22 protein-coding genes are annotated in these 20,270 nt (G+C 63.0%); 4 read left to right on the top strand and 18 right to left on the bottom strand.

What is annotated here, in order from left to right; all coding sequences use genetic code 11:
• Position 1 precedes the first annotated feature (1 nt).
• From AUL31_RS11025 to AUL31_RS10980, 10 genes are all read right to left on the bottom strand, one after another.
• Positions 2–382 carry a sodium:proton antiporter gene (locus AUL31_RS11025; protein WP_060605985.1) on the bottom strand — a complete coding sequence of 127 codons (381 nt, stop codon included), beginning with the start codon at positions 380–382 and terminating at the stop codon, positions 2–4.
• Positions 379–786, bottom strand: coding sequence for an MnhB domain-containing protein (locus AUL31_RS11020; RefSeq protein WP_060605982.1), 408 nt, complete (start codon positions 784–786; stop codon positions 379–381). The genes AUL31_RS11025 and AUL31_RS11020 overlap by 4 nt, the downstream gene beginning before the upstream one ends.
• Positions 783–3,098, bottom strand: a complete 2,316-nt coding sequence (mbhE, locus tag AUL31_RS11015) for a hydrogen gas-evolving membrane-bound hydrogenase subunit E (RefSeq protein ID WP_060605979.1) — start codon at positions 3,096–3,098, stop codon at positions 783–785. Before mbhE ends, AUL31_RS11020 begins: the two co-directional genes overlap by 4 nt.
• Before the next feature lie 130 nt (positions 3,099–3,228).
• Positions 3,229–4,644: an alanine/glycine:cation symporter family protein gene (locus AUL31_RS11010; protein WP_060605977.1), complete on the bottom strand. Its 1,416-nt coding sequence runs from the start codon at positions 4,642–4,644 to the stop codon at positions 3,229–3,231.
• Between the two features lie 72 nt (positions 4,645–4,716).
• Positions 4,717–5,685: an ArsA family ATPase gene (locus AUL31_RS11005; RefSeq protein WP_060605975.1), complete on the bottom strand. Its 969-nt coding sequence runs from the start codon at positions 5,683–5,685 to the stop codon at positions 4,717–4,719.
• Positions 5,676–5,936, bottom strand: a complete 261-nt coding sequence (locus tag AUL31_RS11000; RefSeq protein ID WP_060605973.1) for a cory-CC-star protein — start codon at positions 5,934–5,936, stop codon at positions 5,676–5,678. Before AUL31_RS11000 ends, AUL31_RS11005 begins: the two co-directional genes overlap by 10 nt.
• Positions 5,933–7,609: a carbon starvation CstA family protein gene (locus AUL31_RS10995; protein WP_060605971.1), complete on the bottom strand. Its 1,677-nt coding sequence runs from the start codon at positions 7,607–7,609 to the stop codon at positions 5,933–5,935. The genes AUL31_RS11000 and AUL31_RS10995 overlap by 4 nt, the downstream gene beginning before the upstream one ends.
• 171 nt (positions 7,610–7,780) lie before the next feature.
• Positions 7,781–8,359, bottom strand: coding sequence for a YqaA family protein (locus AUL31_RS10990; protein ID WP_060605968.1), 579 nt, complete (start codon positions 8,357–8,359; stop codon positions 7,781–7,783).
• Positions 8,360–8,477: 118 nt separating this feature from the next.
• On the bottom strand, positions 8,478–9,323 hold the full coding sequence (locus AUL31_RS10985; RefSeq protein WP_060605965.1) for a potassium channel family protein: 846 nt from the start codon (positions 9,321–9,323) through the stop codon (positions 8,478–8,480).
• A complete protein-coding gene (locus AUL31_RS10980) occupies positions 9,320–9,952 on the bottom strand; it encodes an undecaprenyl-diphosphatase (protein WP_060605962.1) in 633 nt (210 codons plus the stop codon). Before AUL31_RS10980 ends, AUL31_RS10985 begins: the two co-directional genes overlap by 4 nt.
• A gap of 64 nt (positions 9,953–10,016) precedes the next feature.
• On the opposite strand from AUL31_RS10980, the gene AUL31_RS10975 reads away from it, so the two are divergent.
• On the top strand, positions 10,017–10,643 hold the full coding sequence (locus AUL31_RS10975; RefSeq protein WP_060605958.1) for a hypothetical protein: 627 nt from the start codon (positions 10,017–10,019) through the stop codon (positions 10,641–10,643).
• Between the two features lie 212 nt (positions 10,644–10,855).
• Here the strand turns inward: AUL31_RS10975 and arsK are convergent, their stop codons facing one another.
• The 8 genes from arsK to AUL31_RS20000 form a co-directional block, all read right to left on the bottom strand.
• Positions 10,856–12,103, bottom strand: a complete 1,248-nt coding sequence (gene arsK / locus AUL31_RS10970) for an arsenite efflux MFS transporter ArsK (protein WP_060605955.1) — start codon at positions 12,101–12,103, stop codon at positions 10,856–10,858.
• The gene (locus AUL31_RS10965) at positions 12,100–13,410 is read right to left on the bottom strand and encodes an arsenic transporter (RefSeq protein WP_060605951.1); all 1,311 of its coding nucleotides are present in this window, start codon (positions 13,408–13,410) and stop codon (positions 12,100–12,102) included. Before AUL31_RS10965 ends, arsK begins: the two co-directional genes overlap by 4 nt.
• Before the next feature lie 22 nt (positions 13,411–13,432).
• On the bottom strand, positions 13,433–14,158 hold the full coding sequence (gene arsH / locus AUL31_RS10960; RefSeq protein WP_060605948.1) for an arsenical resistance protein ArsH: 726 nt from the start codon (positions 14,156–14,158) through the stop codon (positions 13,433–13,435).
• Positions 14,155–14,568, bottom strand: a complete 414-nt coding sequence (gene arsC / locus AUL31_RS10955; RefSeq protein WP_060605945.1) for an arsenate reductase (glutaredoxin) — start codon at positions 14,566–14,568, stop codon at positions 14,155–14,157. Before arsC ends, arsH begins: the two co-directional genes overlap by 4 nt.
• Before the next feature lie 10 nt (positions 14,569–14,578).
• Positions 14,579–15,106 carry an arsenate reductase ArsC gene (locus AUL31_RS10950; RefSeq protein WP_060605941.1) on the bottom strand — a complete coding sequence of 176 codons (528 nt, stop codon included), beginning with the start codon at positions 15,104–15,106 and terminating at the stop codon, positions 14,579–14,581.
• Positions 15,103–15,453: an ArsR/SmtB family transcription factor gene (locus tag AUL31_RS10945; protein WP_060605934.1), complete on the bottom strand. Its 351-nt coding sequence runs from the start codon at positions 15,451–15,453 to the stop codon at positions 15,103–15,105. Before AUL31_RS10945 ends, AUL31_RS10950 begins: the two co-directional genes overlap by 4 nt.
• A 127-nt stretch (positions 15,454–15,580) precedes the next feature.
• Positions 15,581–16,249, bottom strand: a complete 669-nt coding sequence (locus AUL31_RS10940) for a hypothetical protein (protein ID WP_060605930.1) — start codon at positions 16,247–16,249, stop codon at positions 15,581–15,583.
• Positions 16,250–16,557: 308 nt separating this feature from the next.
• A complete protein-coding gene (locus AUL31_RS20000) occupies positions 16,558–16,749 on the bottom strand; it encodes a DUF1289 domain-containing protein (protein ID WP_073469106.1) in 192 nt (63 codons plus the stop codon).
• Between the two features lie 83 nt (positions 16,750–16,832).
• Here AUL31_RS20000 and AUL31_RS10935 point away from each other — a divergent pair, with 83 nt between their 5' ends.
• From AUL31_RS10935 to AUL31_RS10925, 3 genes are all read left to right on the top strand, one after another.
• Entirely contained in the window at positions 16,833–17,111 is a 279-nt protein-coding gene (locus AUL31_RS10935) for a metal/formaldehyde-sensitive transcriptional repressor (RefSeq protein ID WP_060605927.1), read from the top strand.
• Positions 17,112–17,122: 11 nt separating this feature from the next.
• Complete coding sequence (gene dmeF, locus AUL31_RS10930; protein WP_060605924.1) at positions 17,123–18,070, top strand: CDF family Co(II)/Ni(II) efflux transporter DmeF; 948 nt, start codon at positions 17,123–17,125, stop codon at positions 18,068–18,070.
• A 559-nt stretch (positions 18,071–18,629) separates the two neighbouring features.
• A complete protein-coding gene (locus AUL31_RS10925; RefSeq protein WP_082646902.1) occupies positions 18,630–20,111 on the top strand; it encodes a Fic family protein in 1,482 nt (493 codons plus the stop codon).
• Positions 20,112–20,270: the final 159 nt, after the last annotated feature.

The raw sequence follows: 20,270 nt of genomic DNA, 5'->3' as shown, positions 1-20,270 counted from the left end.
ATCAACGGTGCTCCTCGCCGTCGAAGGGGCTGCCGAGGCGCTCCGCATCGTTCAGATCGCCCGTGTCGTCGGCTCCGTTCGAGCGCATCAGCTGGAGCGCAAGCGCCGATGCGAAGGCCGTCAAGGCAAAGCCGATGACGATGGCCGTCAGGATAAGCGCTTGCGGCAGGGGGTTTGCGGTGTCCATGCCCAGTTCCGACACGTCGGCCGGCATGATGGGCGGAAGGCTGCTGACGATCCGCCCGCTATACAGGATCACCAGATTGACCGCCGCCGACAGGATGGCGACGCCGATGATGATGCGGATGACGTGGCGCGATAGAAGCAAGTAGACCCCGCAGCTCGCCAGCGCCGAGATCGCCAGCGCGTAGATCAGGTTCATGCTTCGAATTCCTCGTAGAAGCGCAGCACCATGGCCATGACGCCGCCGATCACGACGAAATAGACGCCGATATCGAAGATGAGTGCGGTGCCGGTGTGGAAGCTTCCGATGTGGAGCCACCAATGGGTGAGGTAGGACGACGAAGTCACCAGCCCTGGCAGTCCGCTGGCGATGGCCATGGTCAGGCCGCAACCCGTCAGCGCCACGGGGTGGAAATACAGGGCTTTGCGTGCGGATACCGCGCCATCCGCAAGCGCCAGGACCGCAAATCCCGAAGCCGCCACGAGGCCGCCCACGAAGCCGCCGCCTGGGAAATTGTGGCCCCGGTAAAGGATGAAGAGCGACACCGCGAACATGATCACGAAGATGATGCGGGACATCGCCGACAGGACGAGCGAGCTCATGCGGATTTCCCCCCGCGATGCGCGCCACGGACACGCAGCATTCCCCAGACGCCGATCGCAGCCAGGCAGATCACCGCGATTTCCCCCATCGTATCGAGGGCGCGGAAGTCCACCAGGATGACGTTGACGACGTTACGGCCATAGGCCTCGGCATAGGAGGCGCGTCCGTAGAATTCGGAAAGGCTGAGGTCGAGCGGCGCGCCGGTCATGGCGAGGAGGCCGGCGAAGAGCAGGAGGCCGAATCCCACCGACATCGCCGCATCCATGCCCCGTTCGGAACGGGTGCGCGAATGACCGCGTCGAACCGGAGTGCGCAGAAGAAGCGCCGTCAGGATCAGGACGATCAGCACTTCGACCGAAAACTGGGTCAGGGCAAGGTCCGGCGCACCGTTCAGGAGGAAGATCAGCGCCGAGCCGAAGCCGATCATGCCCATGGACACGACAGCGGTCAGGAGCGAACGCACACGTGTCGCGATGATGCCGCCCGCCACCATCAGGATCAGCACGGCGGTCGGTGCTAGTCGGAAGCCTTCCATGGACAGGTCCAGTTGCGTCGACGGTGCGACCAGAACCAGCGTCCCTGCCGACACGGCGAGGACCGTTGCCATGACGATCGCCGTATAGCGGTGCTGGTCGCCATTCTGCAGCATGCGGGTGGACAGGCGGGCCAGCGCCAGCGTGCCGTCGAACAGGCGGTTGTATCCGGCATCGCCAAGGAGCCTGGCCAGCACCACATTGCTGCCGAGCCAACGCACGGCGAGCGGCCAGGCCAGGTAGAGCAGGACGCCGAGCGCCACCACGGCAAGGCTGAGCATCAGCATGGGCGTAACGCCGTGCCAGAGATACAGCGAAAAGGCGACCTCCTGGCCCGCGATCGACGTGGCCGCCGCATTGGTCAGCGGTTCGGCGAAATTGGGGAAAAGGCCGAACAGAAGGCCCGCCGCTCCGAGCAGCAGTGGCCCGGCGACGAGGCCCGGCGATTCCCCATGATAGATTTTCGATGGGGCTGCCGAGCCCAGCAGGAAGGGCCGCAGCGCCGCCGTCAGGCCGATCATCACGAAGGCCGCGTTGCCGACGACCGCGGCGACCAGCAGCAAGGCACCCGCACGATCGTCCAGCATCGCCTCGAAGATCGTTTCCTTGGCTATGAAGGCGAACAAAGGCGGCAGGCCGGCCATCGCCAGTGCCGCGAGTACGCAAGCCGTTGCCGTGAGCGGCAGGCGCTTGCCGAGGCCACGCATGGCAAGGACGTCGGGCTGGTGCGTCGCATGGATGGCCGTGCCGGCGCAGAAGAACAGGGCCGCCTTGTACAGCGCATGGGCGAGGATGAAGGTGACGACCGCAACGCTGGCGACAGTGCCGCCGAGGCCGATGAGCATGACGAGCAGGCCTAGCGAGCCGACGGTCGACTGCGCCAGGATGGCCTTGAAGCCGCCCTGCATCAGCGCGCGCAGCGCGGCGACCAGCAGCGTCAGCGCCCCGAAGAAGACGAGCGTCGGCCCGAAGGCGGGCATGGCTGAGAAGGGGGCGTCCAAACGGGCCAGAAGGTAGACGCCCAGCTTGACCATGGTAGCCGAGTGCAGGAAGGCTGAAGCCGGTGTCGGCGCGGCCATGGCGTTGGGCAGCCAGAAATGGAACGGGAACTGCGCAGACTTGGTGAATGCGCCGATGAGCACGAGCACTAGGATGGCCGGTGCGAGCGGCGAAGCGGCAAGCTCCGGGCCGCGCATGGCGATCTGCAACAGGGACCAGGTATCCAGCGCCAGGCCCATCAGGAGGATACCGCCGAAGAGCGCCAGTCCGCCGCCCGCCGTGACGATCAGCGATTGCAGGGCCGCCTTGCGCGCATCCTTCTTGGCGGCGTCGAAGCCGATGATGAGATAGGAGAAGAGGCTAGTTAGCTCCCAGAACACATAGAGGCCGATGAGATGGTCGGACCATACCGTGCCGAGCATCGCCGCCATGAACAAGAGGATCAGGCCGATGAAGCTGGCGCGCCGTGTGGCGGGCGCATCGCAGAAATAGGCGTTGGCATACAAGACGACCAGGGTTCCGATGCCGGTCACCAGAAGGGTGAACAGCAGGGAGAACCCGTCCAGCCGGAAGGTCAGGGAAACCCCGAGTGAAGGCACCCAGCTGATGTCTTCGACGACTTCGAACCCACTGCCGATGTCCGGCAGATAGAGAAAAAACCATACGAACAGGGCGAAGGGGATGAGCGCTGCCGCCGCGCCGAGCCGCGCACCGGTCAGGCGCAGCAGCCAGAAGCTCAAGCCCGAAATGATGAATAGCAGAGTTAAGCTTATCGCCACGTAAGCACAGATCCCCAATTATCACCACGCGGGATAGCGGGCAGAAGCGAGCCGCGTCAACACGCTCACAAAGAATCTATGCTTACGCAGATTGCGAGATGGTGTTCCGGAACCGGAACATTATCAGCCGTCACTTCGACCAGATATCCCTATCGATGCGGCCCTGCAGTTCCGGATAATCATCCGCTACGAAGACCGGCGATTTGCCCGCGGTACGTTGCCGGAAGTAGTCGCGGGTCAGTTTGACCACCGTACCGGACAGGAGCACGATCGCGATAAGATTGATGGTCGCCATCAGTCCCATGGACGCATCCGCGGCGTTGAAGACGGTCGCCACGCTTTCATAGGCGCCCCAGACCACCATGGCCATGGCAGCGAGCCGCAGGAGCGTCATCGGGAGCTTTCCGTCGGCGCGCAGGAAGGCCATCGCATTTTCGGCATAGGCGAAGTTGCCGATGATCGAAGTAAAGGCAAAGAAGAAGATTGCCACTGCTATGAAATACAGTCCGAAGGCACCGAACTGCTCATTCAGCGCATTCTGCGTCAGCGTAGCGCCTTCGATCGGCCCGCCGAACTGGTAGACGTCCGACAGAAGGATCATGATGGCGGTGCAGGTGCAGATGACGATGGTGTCGATGAAGACGCCGAGCGCCTGCACGAAACCCTGTGACGACGGATGGTGTGGTTGCGGCGTTGCGACGGCTGCGATGTTGGGTGCCGAACCCATCCCTGCTTCGTTCGAGAAGAGGCCGCGCTTCACCCCGTTGAGCATTGCGGCCAGGACACCGCCCGTGACACCGCCGGCGGCTTCCTGAAGCCCGAAAGCGTGGCTGAAGATCAATGCGAGGACGCTGGGAATCTCCGACAGGTTCATGATCACGACGGCGATGGCCAGGAGCAGGTAGAGCCCGGCCATGACGGGGACGATGACCTCCGCGACGCGGGCGATCTGACGGATTCCGCCGAAGATGATGATGCCGGACAGGATCGCGACGGCGATGCCCACCCACAGCTTGTTTAAGCCGAAGGCCCCTTCCATCGCATCGGCGATCGAATTCGCCTGGACAGCGTTGAAGACGAGGCCGAAGGACAGGATGAGGAAGATCGAGAAGAGGCTACCCGCCCAGGGAGCACGAAGACCCCTGGCGATGTAGAAGGCCGGGCCGCCGCGATATTGGCCTTCGGCATTCTCGACCTTGTAGAGCTGGGCGAGGGTGGATTCGGCATAGGCCGTCGCCATTCCGAGGAACGCGACGACCCACATCCAGAAGATGGCGCCGGGTCCGCCAAGCGACAGTGCGACGGCAACGCCGGCGATGTTGCCGGTACCGACGCGGGACGCGAGCGAGATGGTCAGGGCCTGGAAGGGGCTGATGCCGTGTTTGTCCGTCGTTTCGGACTTGGAGACGACCCGGAAGAATTCGGGGAAGTGGCGGAGCTGTAGAAAGCCCAGGCGAAAGGTGAAGAGAATACCGACCGCGAGAAGCCCGTATATGAGGATGTAATTCCACAGAACGCCGTTCAAGGCGTCGATAAGGACTGTCATTGTTGTGCAACTCCGAAAAAGTTCACCCCCCGGACCGGGGCATAGATGCGGTCACCCCCAGAGTCTAGCGGCTCAGGATGGTACAGCAATTTCGGAACGAAAGAATTGCAGCAGCGCGTCCGGCCCCACAATTTCGGATGCCAGCATGGGAAGGCGGGCCAGAAGGCGCGGGCCTGCGGCATCCTGCATCTGCGCGACGTAGGGGCGCTCGCCGGCGCGACGCGCGTCCTGGAACGCGCCGGCATCGGCCGGCGCCAGGCGGTTCAGGATAAAGCCCGCCACCGGTATGCCCGCGCGCCGAAGCCGGGTGTCGAGTTCCAGGCTTTCGAGCACAGGCAGCCGCTCCGCCGCCAGAACGATGAGGAAGGCCGTCAGCCCTTCATCCGTCAGGGCGGCGCGCATGGTGTTGAACGTGTCGCGGCGCTTCGAAAGGACGTGGCGGATCGTATGCTCGCGCGTCTCGCTCGCCGTGTCGGGACTGTCGGCCCGAAACTGGCCGAGGGCCGCTTTGAACCGGTCGGCCCTGTCTCGGCGTCCCATCATGCCCTCGGTCCAGGCCGCCATCTGCTCGGGCAGTTCCAGGAGCCGCGACGTATGGCCGGACGGTGCCGTATCGAAGATGACGACGTCATGGGAGGAAAGGCCGGCGCCGACGATATTGGCCATCTTTTCCAGAAGGGCGGCTTCCGCCATGCCGGGGGCATCGCGCGCCAGGGTGAGATGATGCTGCAACGGGGCGCGCAGGCGTTCGGGCAGCAGCGGCCGCAACGTGTCGGCCACGGCCGAAAGATGGGCGTCGACCGTTTCCGACGGATCGATCTCCAGCGCGTCCAGCCCCGCCGCCAGCCGAACCGGCCGGGGGCCGACCTCGCGCCCCCATATATGGCCGAGATTATGCGCAGGGTCGGTGGATGCCAGGAGCACCCGCTTGCCACTGTCGGCCAGGCCCGCCGCGACGGCGGATGCCAGCGTCGTCTTTCCGACGCCGCCCTTGCCGCCGAAGAAGAGCAGCCTACGGCTGGAAAGCGGTGTTAGCAGCATCGCAACCCGTCGAGGGGCGAGTGGGGCAGCCCCATGCGGCGGTGCCAGTCGTGGTACCGGTCCAGCATCTCGGGCAGAAGCTCCAGCGTATAGTAGGTCACCGGGTTCGGTACGCCGAGCGCCTCGCTCATGGCCAGCATCATGAACAGGTCTTCCTCCTCCCGCGCCGCGCGGGCGAATGTCCGACGGTACGGGGCGACATAGAACTCGCGCAGCCCGTCGGATATGGCGGAGAAGAGGTCCCGGGTCATTTCGCCGCCTGCGCCGCCTGGGCCTCCCGCTCCCGCTTCATTGCCATCACGGCCTCGAAGGTGACGAACATCGCGGCGGCCAGCACGGCAAGGTTCAGCGTGACGAGGAGCCACTGCCCGCTGCTCACGAAGGTGCCGAGCTGGATGAACAGGGCGAAGATCGACATAGTCAGCAGGAAGACGAGCGGGATAAGGACGTAGATGACGGGTCGGCGCAGCCGCATCAGCATCACGGCGATGATGGACAGGGTCAATCCGGCCAAGAGCTGGTTGGTGGTTCCGAACAGGGGCCAGATGAGCATTCCGCCCGCACCACCCGAGCCCGCGCCGAAGGCAAGCGCCAAGCAGCAGGCGAGCGCGATGAAGGTTGCGCCCATTCCGCTCTTCAGCGGCGCGGCACCGGTGATCTCTCCAACTTCCTGGACGACGTAACGCTGCAGGCGCAGGCCCGTATCCATGGTTGTCCCGGCGAAGAGCGCCGCCATCACGGTCAGGATTGTGGCCGAGATGCCGACGTCGAGCCCGATGCCATTGGACAGGATGTTAGCACCGCCTTCGACGAAGGCGTTGACCCCGCCGGCTGAGAACTGCGTGTAGACCCCCTTCCAGGCTTCGAGCGAGGCGAAGCCCGCCGTGGCGCAGACGATGGCCGCCAAGGCGAGCATGCCTTCGCCGACGGCGCCGAAGTAGCCGACGAACCTGGCATCGGTTTCCTTGTTGAGCTGCTTGGACGAGGTTCCCGACGAGACGAGGCCGTGGAAGCCGGAGACAGCGCCGCAGGCGATCGTCACGAACAGAAGGGGGATGAAGCTCGGGGTTCCCGGAGGAACGTCGGTGTTGAAGGCCGGAATCACGATGCTCGGGCCGGCAAGAACCGTGGCCCCGTACAGGAGAATCAGGCCGACGAAGAGCTGCAGGCCGTTGATGTAGTCCCGCGGCTGCAGGAGGACCCAGACCGGCAAGAGCGACGCGATCCCGGCATAGATGAAGAGCAGCAGGATCCACTGCGTCGTCGGGTTCATGCCGAAGACGCTATCGGGCAGGGTGATGGGCACGGCCTGGCCCAGCCAGATCATCGCGTACAGGACGACGACGCCGATCACCGAAGGCCAGAGCAGTCCCACATGGTGGCGGTAGATCAACTGGCCGATGGCGAGCGCCACGACGATGGCGCCCCAGATCGGAATGACGGATGTGGGGAAACGGACGAGCAGGCCGGCAATCACGACGGCGAAGACCGCGTTCACCATGAGCAGCAGCAGGAAGATGACCAGCATGAACACGTTGCGTGCCCGCGGGCCGAGGACGTTCGCCGTTAGCGCACCGATGGACTGGCCCTTGTTGCGCACGCTGGCCCAGAGGGCGCCGAAATCATGCACGCCGGCAAAGAAGATGGTGCCGAGCACGACCCAGGCGAAGGCCGGAGCCCAGCCCCAGATGACCGCGATGGCGGGACCAACGATCGGGGCCGCACCGGCGACCGATGTGAAGTGATGGCCCCATAGAACGAAGCGATTGGTCGGTACGTAATCGATGCCGTCCTTCATGGAATGGGCCGGCGTCACGTAGTTCGGGTCGAGCGCGTAAATCTTTTCCGCGACGAACTTCGAGTAAACGAAATAGCCGATGGCAAAGCACACCAGCCCGATCACGATTAGTAATGTCGCGCTCACTCAAACCCTCCCCTGCAGCAAGAGATTGCCCGAGCATATCTGTGCAAGTGGCGAATCTCTCCTTGGTTCAGGTCTCTTTCAGAAACCGCGTTATGGCAACGTTGCTACAGTCGAGCTCACGCTCTTGTGACCGGATCTTGAGTTGCGGTTCGCCGCGCCACGCCGCCCCAGTCAGGCAAAGTAACGAATGGCGAAGCCACCGATGAGCAGCACCAGAAGGACCACGAAGACGAGACCGAGCCTGCGTTCGATGAAATCCCGGATCGGTGGGCCGAAGGCGTAGAGTAGTCCTGCGACCAGATAGAAGCGCGTTCCGCGTGCCAGCGTGCACAACAGGACGAAGCTGACGAAATCCAGGCTCGTTGCGCCGCTGGCGATCGTCACCACCTTGAAGGGGAACGGTGTCAGGCCGGCGATCAGCACGATCCAGGCGCCATACTCGTTATAGGTGATAGCGAACTCGGCGAAGCGTTCGGAGTAGCCGTAGAGTGCAAGTATGGGCCGTGCGACCTGCTCGAAAAGCGCGGCGCCGATGACATATCCTGCAATGGCGCCGAGGACCGAGGTGAGCGTGCAGATCAAGGCGAGCCGCCAAGCCCGCCGGCGATTCGCGATCACCATGGGTATCAGCAAGATATCCGGCGGAACCGGAAAGAATGAACTGTCCGCGAAGGAGACGGCGCCCAGCGCGTAATTCGCCCGTGGTTTGGCGGCGAGGCGAAGGGTCCAGTCGTAAAGAGCTCTAATCATCCTGCGGCTTTCGTTCGATTATGATTGGAGTTGACGCTCGACCCAGCGGGGGTGCGAGCATTTTCAGTTGGCGGCGCTCCTGCACAGCTCTACCGCGGCTCGCTTGGCAAGGAGCCTGTCATCGCCCGGGATTGGGGATCTTCAGGATATGACCGCAGGCCTTGCAGTGGACCGCGTCTAGGTCGTGCTTCTGCAGGGCACATTGCGGGCAGGGATAGACGACCTTGGCCGGCCGGAAGAGGGATTGCCCGAGGCGGACGAACAGGGAAATGCCGCAGATCATCATGACGATCGAGGTGAGCTTTCCCATCGTACCCGGCAGCGTGATGTCGCCGAACCCCGTCGTCGTCACCGTTGCGACCGTGAAGTAGAAGGCATCGACGTAGCCTTCCAGGCCTGATCCGTCACGAAAGAAGAAGGTGTAGACGAAGCCGGTCGACACGAACAGGAAGGTGACGAGGTTGAGCGACGCACGAACCGTTTCCTCCCACCGCCGCAGTGATCCGCCCAGGAAAGCACGCCAAAACACGTCGTTCCGCGACATGGTCCACAGTCGGACGATCCGCAGGAAGCCCCAGTTGGCGAACGTGTACGGGAACATGAGCGTGATCAGGACCACTATGTCGACGAGGACCGCCGGTTCGCGCAACCAGAGCCGGCGATCACGCGATGCGAGCCCGCGTGCGGCCAACTCCGCCGCAACGACGAGGGCAATGGCGTAGTCTACCCATAGGAAGATGGCCTGGTCGCGCAGAACCGGCGTGGCGACGAAGAATGCAATGATCACGAAATCGATGAGGAGGACCGCGCGCTGGTAGCGCAGGGCGCCCTTGCTGCGTCCGTGATATAGGCAGCGCAGGCGCCGTACGGCCTGTGACGGGTTTCGACGCTCCGGCCGGTCGGCGGGGAGCGCGGCGTTACCATTGGTGCCACGATCCGGCGCGCCATAGGCTGGATGGGTCATCGGCCGCGTGTCGGCCCATGCGGTGTACGGGCGGTTCCCGTCCACCGCTTGATCCAACCGTCCGGCGCCCCGGCCACGGAAAGATAGGCGTGTTCGAGAAGCCCGGTCCATGTCCGGCCGAAGGCCATGTTGAGCCGGACGGCCAGCCAGGAGACCGGAAGCGACAAAATGAGCGCACCTGCCATGTCGAAGGGGAAATGGACGCCCAGATATATGCGTGACCAGGCCACCGCGATCCCGGCGATGGCGACGGTCGCGGCGAGCCGTCCCCAGCCGAGGAGCGCCAGCGTCATCGCATAGGTGAACATGATGAGCCCGTGGTTGCTCGGAAAGGAAGGGCTGCCGCGATGGTCGAGCAGCTGATGTCCGAGCGGGATCTGGAAGGGGCGTTGCGCGGGAAAAAGCGCACCGAGAAGATAGCTCGCAGCCAAGGCCAGGATGAGTGACGCAAACAGCGTAAGCGCTGCTCTTCGGGCCGCGCTGCCCCCGAGCACCCAGAGCAGGATAAGGTGCACCGGGACGAGATAGATCACCAACTTGGCGACCAGGAAGGCTGCCCAGGCAAGGGACCTGAAATGCTCCGTCGATGCGTTGAGGGCGAGGAAAAGCGACTGATCGAAAGAGTTCATCGACGGGTATTAGGTCAATGCCCTGCTCGGAGGCAACATCGTTTAGCAAGGCCTCGCCGACCCTGTGCATCTTGAGCCGAAGCTGACGATCCTGTCCGAGGCCGTCATCGACCTTGTCGCCGGCCTCCTGGCCTCACAGCGCTTCCGTTACATAATCCGTGAGGTCGTTGGCCTGGCCGAGCGGGTCTCGGCCGGGTACGTGTTGTTCGCATCGAGCTTCACCTACTCCAAGATCCGGCAAGAAGTTGAAAGCGCCCACGCCGAGTTCATCGCCCGCGTCCACAAGACCTTCGTAGACATTCAGGGCCGAATCCTGGCAATTCATTTGGCCACCATTGTGGTGGCTTCGCAGCTCAAACCAGCCGACGATTGCGGCATCGAGGTATGGACCAATCTGGCGGTCGTCGGTGGCGCGTGGATCATCGTGCTCTTCCTGATCGCCTCCATCGTGAACCAGTGGCTGACGCTGAACGCCGTGACATTCGAGTTCAAGCGCCAGCAGCGACGGCTGTTGAAGGAATTCGATCAGGTGAAGGCAAACTTTGACACCGCGTTCACCCAGTTATCAAGCAGGGCCTTATGGCATCGAGTTGTGTTCGTTGTGATTGGAGTTATCGGCGTCGGTGGAGCCAGCTTCGCTACCTGGGTCACGGGCAAGTTCATTGGGTTCGATATCCAAACCTGTATCTAGCGGGGATCCCCGCGAGGTCCAATGGTCGAACTGTGCCTCGTCCGGAACATTTCACAAATGTTCAGGTGCTTAGCGCGGGGCTGTTAAGGGTCACTTGATGTCCGGTTTAGCTGGAAGCTCAGTCAAACCGGAAAGACCGCTACCGGCCCCGAACTAGATGGGCCATGAATGGCTTCGATGGGGTGGAAAGGGGACTGTCCGCTCAGGATCAGTCACGCGTCAGAGCTGACATCTGCCGACCCGTTCGACGGTGCACAGCCTGCGTTCTTGATGAGGATCCCGACGGCGGCGAAGGCGACGACCGCCCCGCAGCCGAGGATTGTCGTGACCAGCAGACTGTCGCCCATACCCATCCAGTCCGCCGTAAGGGCAAAGGCGAACGGTGCCACCGCGCCGACGATCAGCCGAATGCACGTGACGCGCCCCTGCAACGCGCCGTACCCCTCGGGGCCGAAGAGAGCGAGCGGCAGGGTGCCCCCGACGATGCTGTAGAGGCCGTTCCCGAGGCCGAACAGGGCCGCGAAGCCGGCGGCCCCGACTGGCGATGGCGCGGTGGCCGCGAGGAGCACCAGGGAGGCGGGCAGAAGGGCGGCGGAGATCACCGCGAGCGCCAGCGGTGACAGGTTCCGCCCGAACACCATGAGGGTGAAGCGGCCCGCGACCTGCGCCGGCCCGAACACGGCGCTGACCATGACGCCCGCGAGACCCAGCCCGAGCGCCGACAGGATCGGCAGCATGTGGACCAGCACGGACGAGATCACGAGGCTCTGGAAGGCGAAAGCGACACCCATCACGAGGAAGGCACGCGACCGAAGGGACGGCGGCACGAGGCCCCTCGCCGGGTTTACAGAAGCGACTGGTTCAGCCCCGGCCGCCGAGCGTGGCGTGGAATTCGGCCCACTGGACAGCCACAGGTGAATAGGCAGGCAGACCGCGACGTTCATGGCCGCGAAGACGAGGTAGACCTCCCGCCACGACATCGTCGCGTGAAGCCACGTCGTCAGTGGCCAGAACAGCGTCGAGGCGAAGCCGGCGATCAGCGTCAGGTAAAGGATGCTCCGCTGTGCCGTTCCCGGGTGACGCTGGACCAGGAACGGAAAAGCTGCCCCGTACTGGACGAACGTGGACGCGACCTCGATCGCGACGAGCGCGATCACGAACGGGGCGGCCGCAGGAGCGAAAGCGGCGGCGACGAGCGCCGTCGCGGCCGCGCCGGACCCCGCCGCCATGACACGTCTGGCTCCGAAGCGGTCAAGCCAGCGCCCTGTCCATGGAGCGATTAGTCCACCCGCGAGTAGCGCGGCAGAAAGGGCACCGAATACCCATGCGACAGGCCATTCGATATCTCGGGCCATGGCGGGGGCGAGGATGCCGAAGCTGTAGTAGAGCGTGCCGTAGCCGACGATCTGGCTGACCCCGAGGGCGAGGATGTCGCCCCAGACACCCGGCGCAGCCTTCATCTCGTGGAGACGACCGGAAGCCATAACCACAGGGCGACAAGGGTCGCCAGCAACACAGGCGGGGTAAGCACCAACCCGACCCGCATGTACTGGCCCCAGGTGATCCGCTGGCCTTTTCTGGCTAGGACGTGGAGCCAGAGCAGCGTCGCGAGCGATCCGATAGGCGTGAACTTCGGCCCGAGGTCGTTACCGACGACGTTGGCGTAGATCATGAGCTCGCGCGTCAGGGGCGCGACATCAGCGCGGTCAATGGCGAGCGCCCCGACGAGCGTCGCCGGCATGTTGTTCATGATGGAGGCGAGCGCCGCCACGACGACGCCCGTGCCGAGGGTCGCGACGAACGTCCCCCGGTCGGCAAGCCAATGCAGCACGCTCGCGGCGATGTCCGTCAGGCCGGCGTTACCGAGCCCATAGACGACGAGATACATGCCGATCGAGAACAGGACGATTTGCCACGGCGCCTCGCGCAGCACCTTGGCCAGAGGGACAACCGCGCCCCGCCCGCCGGTGAGCCAACGTCCGGCAACCGTCATTAGAACTAGGGCGGCGGCCCCTGTGACGAAGGCGATCGGCACGCCGAGCGGCCCCGTCACGAGGTAGGCGACGAGCAGAAGGCCGAGTAGCGGGAACGCGGTCCGGAACACTGCATGGTCGCGAATGGCGCCGGCCGGTTCCTCCAGCCGGCTCACCTCGTAGGTCGCCGGAATGTCCTTGCGGAAGTATGCCCACAACACGACGAGCGTGGCGCCGAGCGAGACCAGATTTACCGGGACCATCACCACAGCGTACTGGCCGAAGGAAATGCCGAAGAAATTTGCGGTGACGATGTTGACGAGGTTCGACACCACCAGCGGTAGGCTTGTCGTGTCGGCGACGAACCCGCACGCAACGACGAAAGCGAGCGCTCCGGCGGGTGGAAAGTTCAGGCGAAGAAGGATGGCGAGCACGATCGGGGTAAGAAGCAGCGCCGCGCCGTCATTGGCGAAGACAGCCGCGATGGCCGCGCCGAGTACGACGATGAGCGGGAACAGGCGCCGTCCGTCGCCTTTGCCCCAACGGGCGACGTGGAGCGCGGACCATGCGAAGAAGCCCGCTTCGTCGAGGATCAGCGAGATGACGATCAGCGCGACAAAGGTGAAGGTCGCGTCCCAGACGATATGCCAGACGGTTTCCACGTCGGCCCAGCCGACCACGCCAGTCGCCAATGCGACCGCGGCGCCGGCCAGCGCCGACCAGCCGATGCCGAGCCCGCGTGGCTGCCAGATCACAAGGACGAGGGTGGCGACGAAGATCGCGAGGGCGAGCATGGGAGGTCCTGAAGCTTGAGGGTCAGAGAGTGCGCTGGTTCACGCGCTCGGAAAGCTTCTCGGCGCTCTCGACGCGCTCAGAGTAGCGGTCCGTCAAGTAGGTGGAGCGACCGCGCACGAGGTGCGTGAACTTCACCAGTTCCTCGCAGACGTCGACGACGCGGCTGTAAAGTTCAGAGGGCTTCATGCGGCCTGCCTCGTCGAACTCCAAGAAGGCCTTCGGGACCGACGACTGGTTCGGGATCGTGACCATGCGCATCCAGCGGCCGAGGATGCGCATCTGGTTCACGGCGTTAAAGGACTGCGAGCCGCCGGACACCTCCATGACGGCAAGAGTCTTGCCCTGCGTCGGCCGCGTCGCGCCGAGCGCAAGTGGTATCCAGTCGATCTGCGCCTTCATGATCCCGGTCATCGCCCCGTGGCGTTCCGGGCTGACCCAGACCATGCCCTCGGACCAGTCGGCGAGGTTGCGTAGTTCCTTGACCTTCTGATGGTCGGGCTCTGCCCCGTCGGGGAGCGGAAGGCCGCGGGGGTCGAAGGTCCGCACCTCGCAGCCGAACCATCGGAGTAGCCGACTGGCCTCCTCGGACAGCAGCCGGGAGTAGGAGCGCTCGCGGATGGAGCCGTAGAGGACGAGGATGCGAGGCGGGTGAGACGGCGCCCCGGCGCCGGCCAGCGCGTGCGCGTTGATCGAGCGAAGCTGGACCGGATCAACATTCGGCAGATCGAGGACGACAGGGTCGGTCACGCCGTGGGATCCTCGACCCCGACAAACTCGCCATCCTCCTTGGTGAAGGTTGCGACCGGATTGGCGAGAAGCGGCAGCACCTTCTCCGACGGACGACACAGCGCCGCTCCCTTGTCCGTCACGACGATCGGACGGTTGATGAGGATCGGATGCGCGATCATTGCGTCGAGAAGAGCGTCGTCGGACAGTGTCTCATTCCCGAGCCCGAGATAGGCATAGGGCGTGCCCTTTTCGCGCAGGAGGTCGCGAGGCCGGATGCCCATGGCCTCGATCAGTTCGATCAGACGCGCGCGGCTCGGCGGGTCCTTCAGGTATTCGATGACCTGAGGCTTCTCGCCGGACTGGCGGATCATCTCCAGCGTGTTGCGGGACGTGCCGCAGGCGGGGTTGTGGTAAATCGTGACGGTCATGGCATAGTCCTCAGGCGACGTCGGGGCGGCGGGCGGAGGCGCCCTCGAGCTGCCCGATTCCACCCATCTTCGCGTTCAAGCTGGTGCGCTCCAGGCTCTCGAAGGGCAACGAGACAAAGACTGAGATCCGGTTCCTCATGTAGCGAAATGCCTGCGCGAAGGCGGCCTGCTTCCAAAGCCCCTCGCGGTTCTCGTGACTCGGATCCTCGATGCCCCAATGCGCCGTCATTGGCTGGCCCGGCCAGACGGGGCACGCCTCGCCGGCGGCCTGATCACAGACCGTGAAAACGAAATCCATGACGGGCGCGGCTGGCCCAGCGAACTCGTCCCACCGCTTGGAGCGCAGACCGTCGGTCGGGTATCCGTACTCGCGCAGGGTCTCGATCGCCAGAGGATTGACCTCTCCCCTGGGCTGGCTACCGGCGGAGAAGGCGTTGAAGCGTCCCTCGCCATCCTTTCGCAGGATGCTTTCGGCGAGGATCGAGCGGGCTGAGTTGCCCGTGCACAGGAACAGGACGTTGAAGGGTCGGGCACTCATCGGCAGGCCTCCGGGGCGCAGTTGGAAGCGAACGCATCGCCGAGGTTTCCGCAGATCTCCGGGTTCCCGGAGCAGCAGTCCTCGGTCAGAAAGGCAAGGAGCTGGCGCATGTCGTCGTAGCTCGCCGCGTAGAGGATGCGGCGCCCGTCGCGCCACGAGCGCAGGAGCTTCGAGCGCTCCAGCGTCGCCAGATGAAAACTCATCCGCGTTGGCGGTACGGACAAAGCCTCAGCGATCTCACCCGATGCCATGCCGTTCGGGCCTGCGCGGACGAGCATCCGGAACGCAGCAAGACGGTCGGAGTGAGCAAGGGCAGACAGGGCGGCCACGGCTGAGTCGTCGTTCATCCCTGCAATATTGCAAATCTAGTTGTAATGTTCAATAATCCGCCATTCTCGTACGCTCTGGTTGGTCAGAGCGGCGTCCACAAATGCCTTAAATGGGGTCGGCAGCGGTCAGATGCAGTGCAAGCTGTCACATGTTCCCGCTTGCCAACGCCATGGCGAGGGTCAGCGCGACGATGATCAGCGCGCCAGCCCCAAGCGTTCCTGTCACCCTTAGAACTGCACCTGCGGTCCCTACGACCGTGTGCGCGAACAACCAGCGCACCAAAACCGCGACGTACCATGCAAGACCGATGGCGAAGATCGCATAGCTCCACCCAGCCGCCCCCTTGAAGCCGTACCGCCCAAGTGTGACCGCGAGATCGAAGAAGAGCACGAAGGGCGCGGCAACGTAGCAGTGGCTGTAGAAGGGAGCGCGCAGCGTCTCGCGCGTGACGGTAAGGTCTTGAAGGCGCACGCTCTGGATCGCGAACAGCAGCGGAAACAGGCTGAACAGGACTGCACGAAAAAGAAGAAGGTTGCGTCCATCCGCCAGCACCCCGGTCAGCTCGCGTGTCGGCATCGCGAAGCGCAATTCCACGAGGTGGGCGAGTCCCAGCGTCAGGAAAATGAAGATCGGCGGACTGAGCGCCTCGGCGAAGCGGGACTCCGGATCACCCGCCAACTCGGTACTGGCGTAGCTCATCATTCGCAGGGGATGTCGGATGCAGCGCCAAAAGGTCAGAGGGTAGAACAGAAGCCAAGAGACGATCTCGTAGAGCAACTCCTCAACGGACTTCAAAAGATTCATAAAGTCCATTTGGCTTCGTTCCGATCTGATCCGTCGGTTCATGCTTGGAGCATGCCTCAGTGACGTGCCAATCGCCAGCGGTACCGAACCGTATGGAACAAGTAGCAATGTCTGCTTCCAGGCAGAGCGGATGTCTGCGTGAACAACGGAAACCGGGTCGTTTGCTGAACGGCCGCTTTCCCATGACCTGAGCCAGAAACGGACAGTCCGTTGTCGGCCCCGAACCAGACGGGCCATAAATAGCTTCGATGGGGTGGAAGCCGGACAGTCAGCTCCGCAAGGCTTGTCGAGGGATAGCGGACGTCGTCCGACCTTTCTCACTCGGTTCCCTCCCGCGTTGCCAGACGATTGAGGCGCCGTCGAAGCTCGGATTGCAATGCGGTCCGCCGGAAAGGTGTGAGCTTCTGCCAGGTCCTAATCTCTTCACGAGTTCGCCCGCATCCGCTGCACCACCGGTTACGCGGATCGTAGAGGCATTGTTCGGTACACGGGGACGGTACTTTGGGCACGGACGATCATCCTCGATCGGATTCGGCAGGTTGAGGCAAGCAGCATGTAGACCTGCTCAGTTATATAGGGTAGGGGGTATGCTATGGCACACCTTTCGAAAGATCCTACGAAGCTCGTCGCCCGCGTCCGTCGCCTCCAGGGGCAGCTCGACGCCGTTGCTCGCGCTCTCGAGAACGATACGCCGTGCGGCGACGTTCTCCAGCTCGTCGCCTCGATCCGCGGAGCCGTGAACGGACTGACCGTCGAGCTGATCGAAGATCATGTCCGCCATCACGTCGTCGATCCGGACCGCGAAGCCGATGCCGACAAAGCCAAAGGCGCGGCCGATCTGATCGCGGTTCTGAAGACCTACCTGAAATGAAAGCTCGACCGATGTCCGATGCGTCCCGCTCCCCTGCCCATACGCACGACTTCCTAGGAGAGGACCACGGACGCAATGAGCGACGGGTGTGGGCGGTGATCGCCCTGACCGTCTCGATGATGGTGATCGAGATCGTGGCGGGCGTCGCCTATGGTTCGATGGCACTCGTCGCCGATGGACTTCATATGTCGACGCACGCAGCCGCTATGCTGATCGCCGCCGGGGCCTACTTCTACGCCCGCAAGCATGTCTCCAATCCGCGCTTCACCTTCGGCACCGGCAAGCTCGGGGATCTGGCGGGGTTTGCCAGCGCCGTGATCCTCGCGCTCATCGCGCTCTTCATCGCCTATGAGAGCTTGCTGCGGCTGACGAACCCAGTGCCGATCGCCTTCAGCCAAGCCATCGGCGTGGCGGTCGTCGGCCTGATCGTCAACCTCGCCTCGGCCTGGCTCCTGAAGGACGACCACGGCCATCATCACGGCCACGGCCATCATCACGGGCATGACCACCACGAAGGGCACAGCGTCCAGGGTGGCGGGCACGACAACAATCTGCGCGCCGCCTATGTGCACGTTCTCGCCGACGCGCTGACGTCGGTCCTAGCGATCGTGGCGCTTGTCCTCGGCAGCTTTTACGGCTGGATCTGGCTCGATCCGGTCATGGGCATCGTGGGCGCCTTGGTGATCGCGCGCTGGTCCTGGGGCCTTGTGCGGGACGCAGGCGCCGTCCTCCTAGACTACGTTCCGGAGGACGAGGACCTGCCGCAGGAAATCCGCGAGGCGATCGAAAACGCAGAGGATCGGATCACCGACCTCCATGTATGGCAGATCGGCCCGGGGCATCATGCGGCGATCGTCGCCATCAGCACGACCCAGCCCCAGCCGCTCGCGGCCTACAGGGCGAAGCTGGCCCATATCCACGATCTGTCGCACCTGACGCTGGAGGTCGAGACAGCCTGATACGGAACGTCCGCTCACGATTTAACAAAAGCCCGCTTGCCAACGGCCGCAAGGGTGTCGGATGCTGCAAGTCAGCTTACGCAAATTCCTCGCCGAAACCGGACAGTCCGGACTTGGCCCCAAACCGGTCGTGCGAGAATGGTCGATACAGAAGGAATTGAACTTTGAGTTATGTTTTATAGCATTTAATTTGTTCGGAATGATGGCGAACCTACTTGCTGCGCTGTGGTTGAATCGACCAAAAGCGATGAGCTAATTTAAGAGAGATTGCGTAAGAGCCTTCGTTAATTAGGATTCTTTCCCTTTGTTGAAATAGTGTCATAGTGTGATTTTGTTTGCCCGCATCGGCATAGGCTGGGCGTACTTATCTTATCAGGAAAGTATCGAAATTCACCCTTGCAGGTCCTGAAAACCAAAATTCGTTGCACGTAACCGCTTTTCAGGCAATGCTCTTATCAGTACGGCATTTCAAACATGAGCACTGCAGAGCGTGGAGCAAGGACAGAAGAATCCCTTTTCAGGACCCGTTAGCGTCATTCACGGCCGCTGGTTACCGGAGATGGCTCTGCCAGTCGGCTATGCCGCCCTGATCGACGCCTTCGACCTGTCAGTGCCAATCCCCTTTACCCTCTCTGCGATCGGCCCCCGCCACAGGATTTATCAGGCCGAGAGATGGAAACTTTATACGCCCCGCCATGCGCCCGAAGCCAATCTGATCGGCCACTTGACCTTTGCGTTGCGCTACGAGGGGCTGGATCTTGCCGTTCTGAAAAGGCTCTTTCGCGCGACAGGGCCCGAAGCCATCGCCGAGATCGTTCGCGCGGCTCCGACCGGATCCTATGCGCGTCGGCTTTGGTTCCTCTACGAATGGCTGCTCGACGAGCGGCTCGATCTGCCCAACGCCCCCCGTGGCACCTATGCCCTCGTCGTCGATCCCGAACAGCAATGGGCATCGCAGGGTGAGACCTCTTCACGTCACCGGGTGAAGAACAATCTGCCCGGGACACGTGCCTGGTGTCCGATGATCTTCCGCACGTCGGAACTGGACGCCTTCGTGGCCCGGGATCTCGCAGAGGAAGCTCGCCGGGTGATCGCCGATGTTCCGGCGGACCTTTTGGCGCGCACCGCCGCCTTTCTCCTGCTCAAGGACTCCCGATCCAGTTTCCAGATCGAGGGCGAAGACCCGCCCCCAGATCGCATTCAGCGTTGGGGCCAGGCTATCGCGGAGGCAGGACGCCGTCCGGTGGACCGCAGGGAACTGGAGCGATTGCAGCGCATCGTTATCGGCGATGCCCGCTTTGTTCATCTTGGCCTGCGTCAGGAAGGTGGGTTCGTTGGCGAGCATGACCGCATGAGCGGCGCACCGATCCCAGACCATATTAGCGCCCGCCATGAGGACCTGCCGGACCTGACCGATGGATTGGCTGCTTTCGACAAAGGGGCCGCGAGGCATCTCGATCCGGTCCTCGCTGCTGCTGCGCTCGCTTTCGGATTTGTCTATATCCATCCTTTCGAGGACGGGAACGGTCGCTTGCACCGCTATCTCATCCATCACGTGCTCGCCGAGCGAGGGTTCAATCCGCCCGGGTTGGTCTTTCCCGTCTCAGCCGTCATCCTTGATCGTATCGACGAATATCGCCGCATCCTCGAAAGCTACTCGCGACGCCTGCTGCCTCATGTCCGCTGGAGGCCGACCGACCGTGGCAATGTCGAAGTGCTGAACGACACCACGGATTTCTACCGCTATTTCGATGCCACACCGCATGCAGAGTTTCTGTTCCAATGCGTGACGCGGACGATCGATGTCGATCTGCCGGAGGAGGCCAGGTTTCTGAAAGCCTATGATGGGTTCAAGGCCAGCGTGTCGCTCATGATCGATATGCCGGATCGTCTGCTCGATCTTTTTTTCCGCTTCTTGCACCAGAACGGCGGCAAGCTCTCAAGGCGAGCACGGGATAAGGAATTCGCGGCACTGACGGAGGATGAGATCACAAGGATCGAAGCGCTTTATGCCGATCAACAGCACGGGTGGTCGGCATAGATATGCGCTCTTGAGTTTGCGTATCGGCAGGTTGGTGCGATGCAGGCCGCAACGTCAGGCAACCACCGTAAAAAGCGCAGCATCTTTGCGCGATCTGTTCCGCCGTTGCGTTTCCATCGCTACCTCCGCTAGAAATGATGGCGTTAGACTACGCGAGAG

Source organism: Aureimonas altamirensis (genome assembly GCF_001463885.1).
Taxonomy (GTDB): domain Bacteria; phylum Pseudomonadota; class Alphaproteobacteria; order Rhizobiales; family Rhizobiaceae; genus Aureimonas; species Aureimonas altamirensis.
Note: the sequence above shows the minus strand (reverse complement) of the source record. Positions and strands in the feature narration are given on the sequence as shown.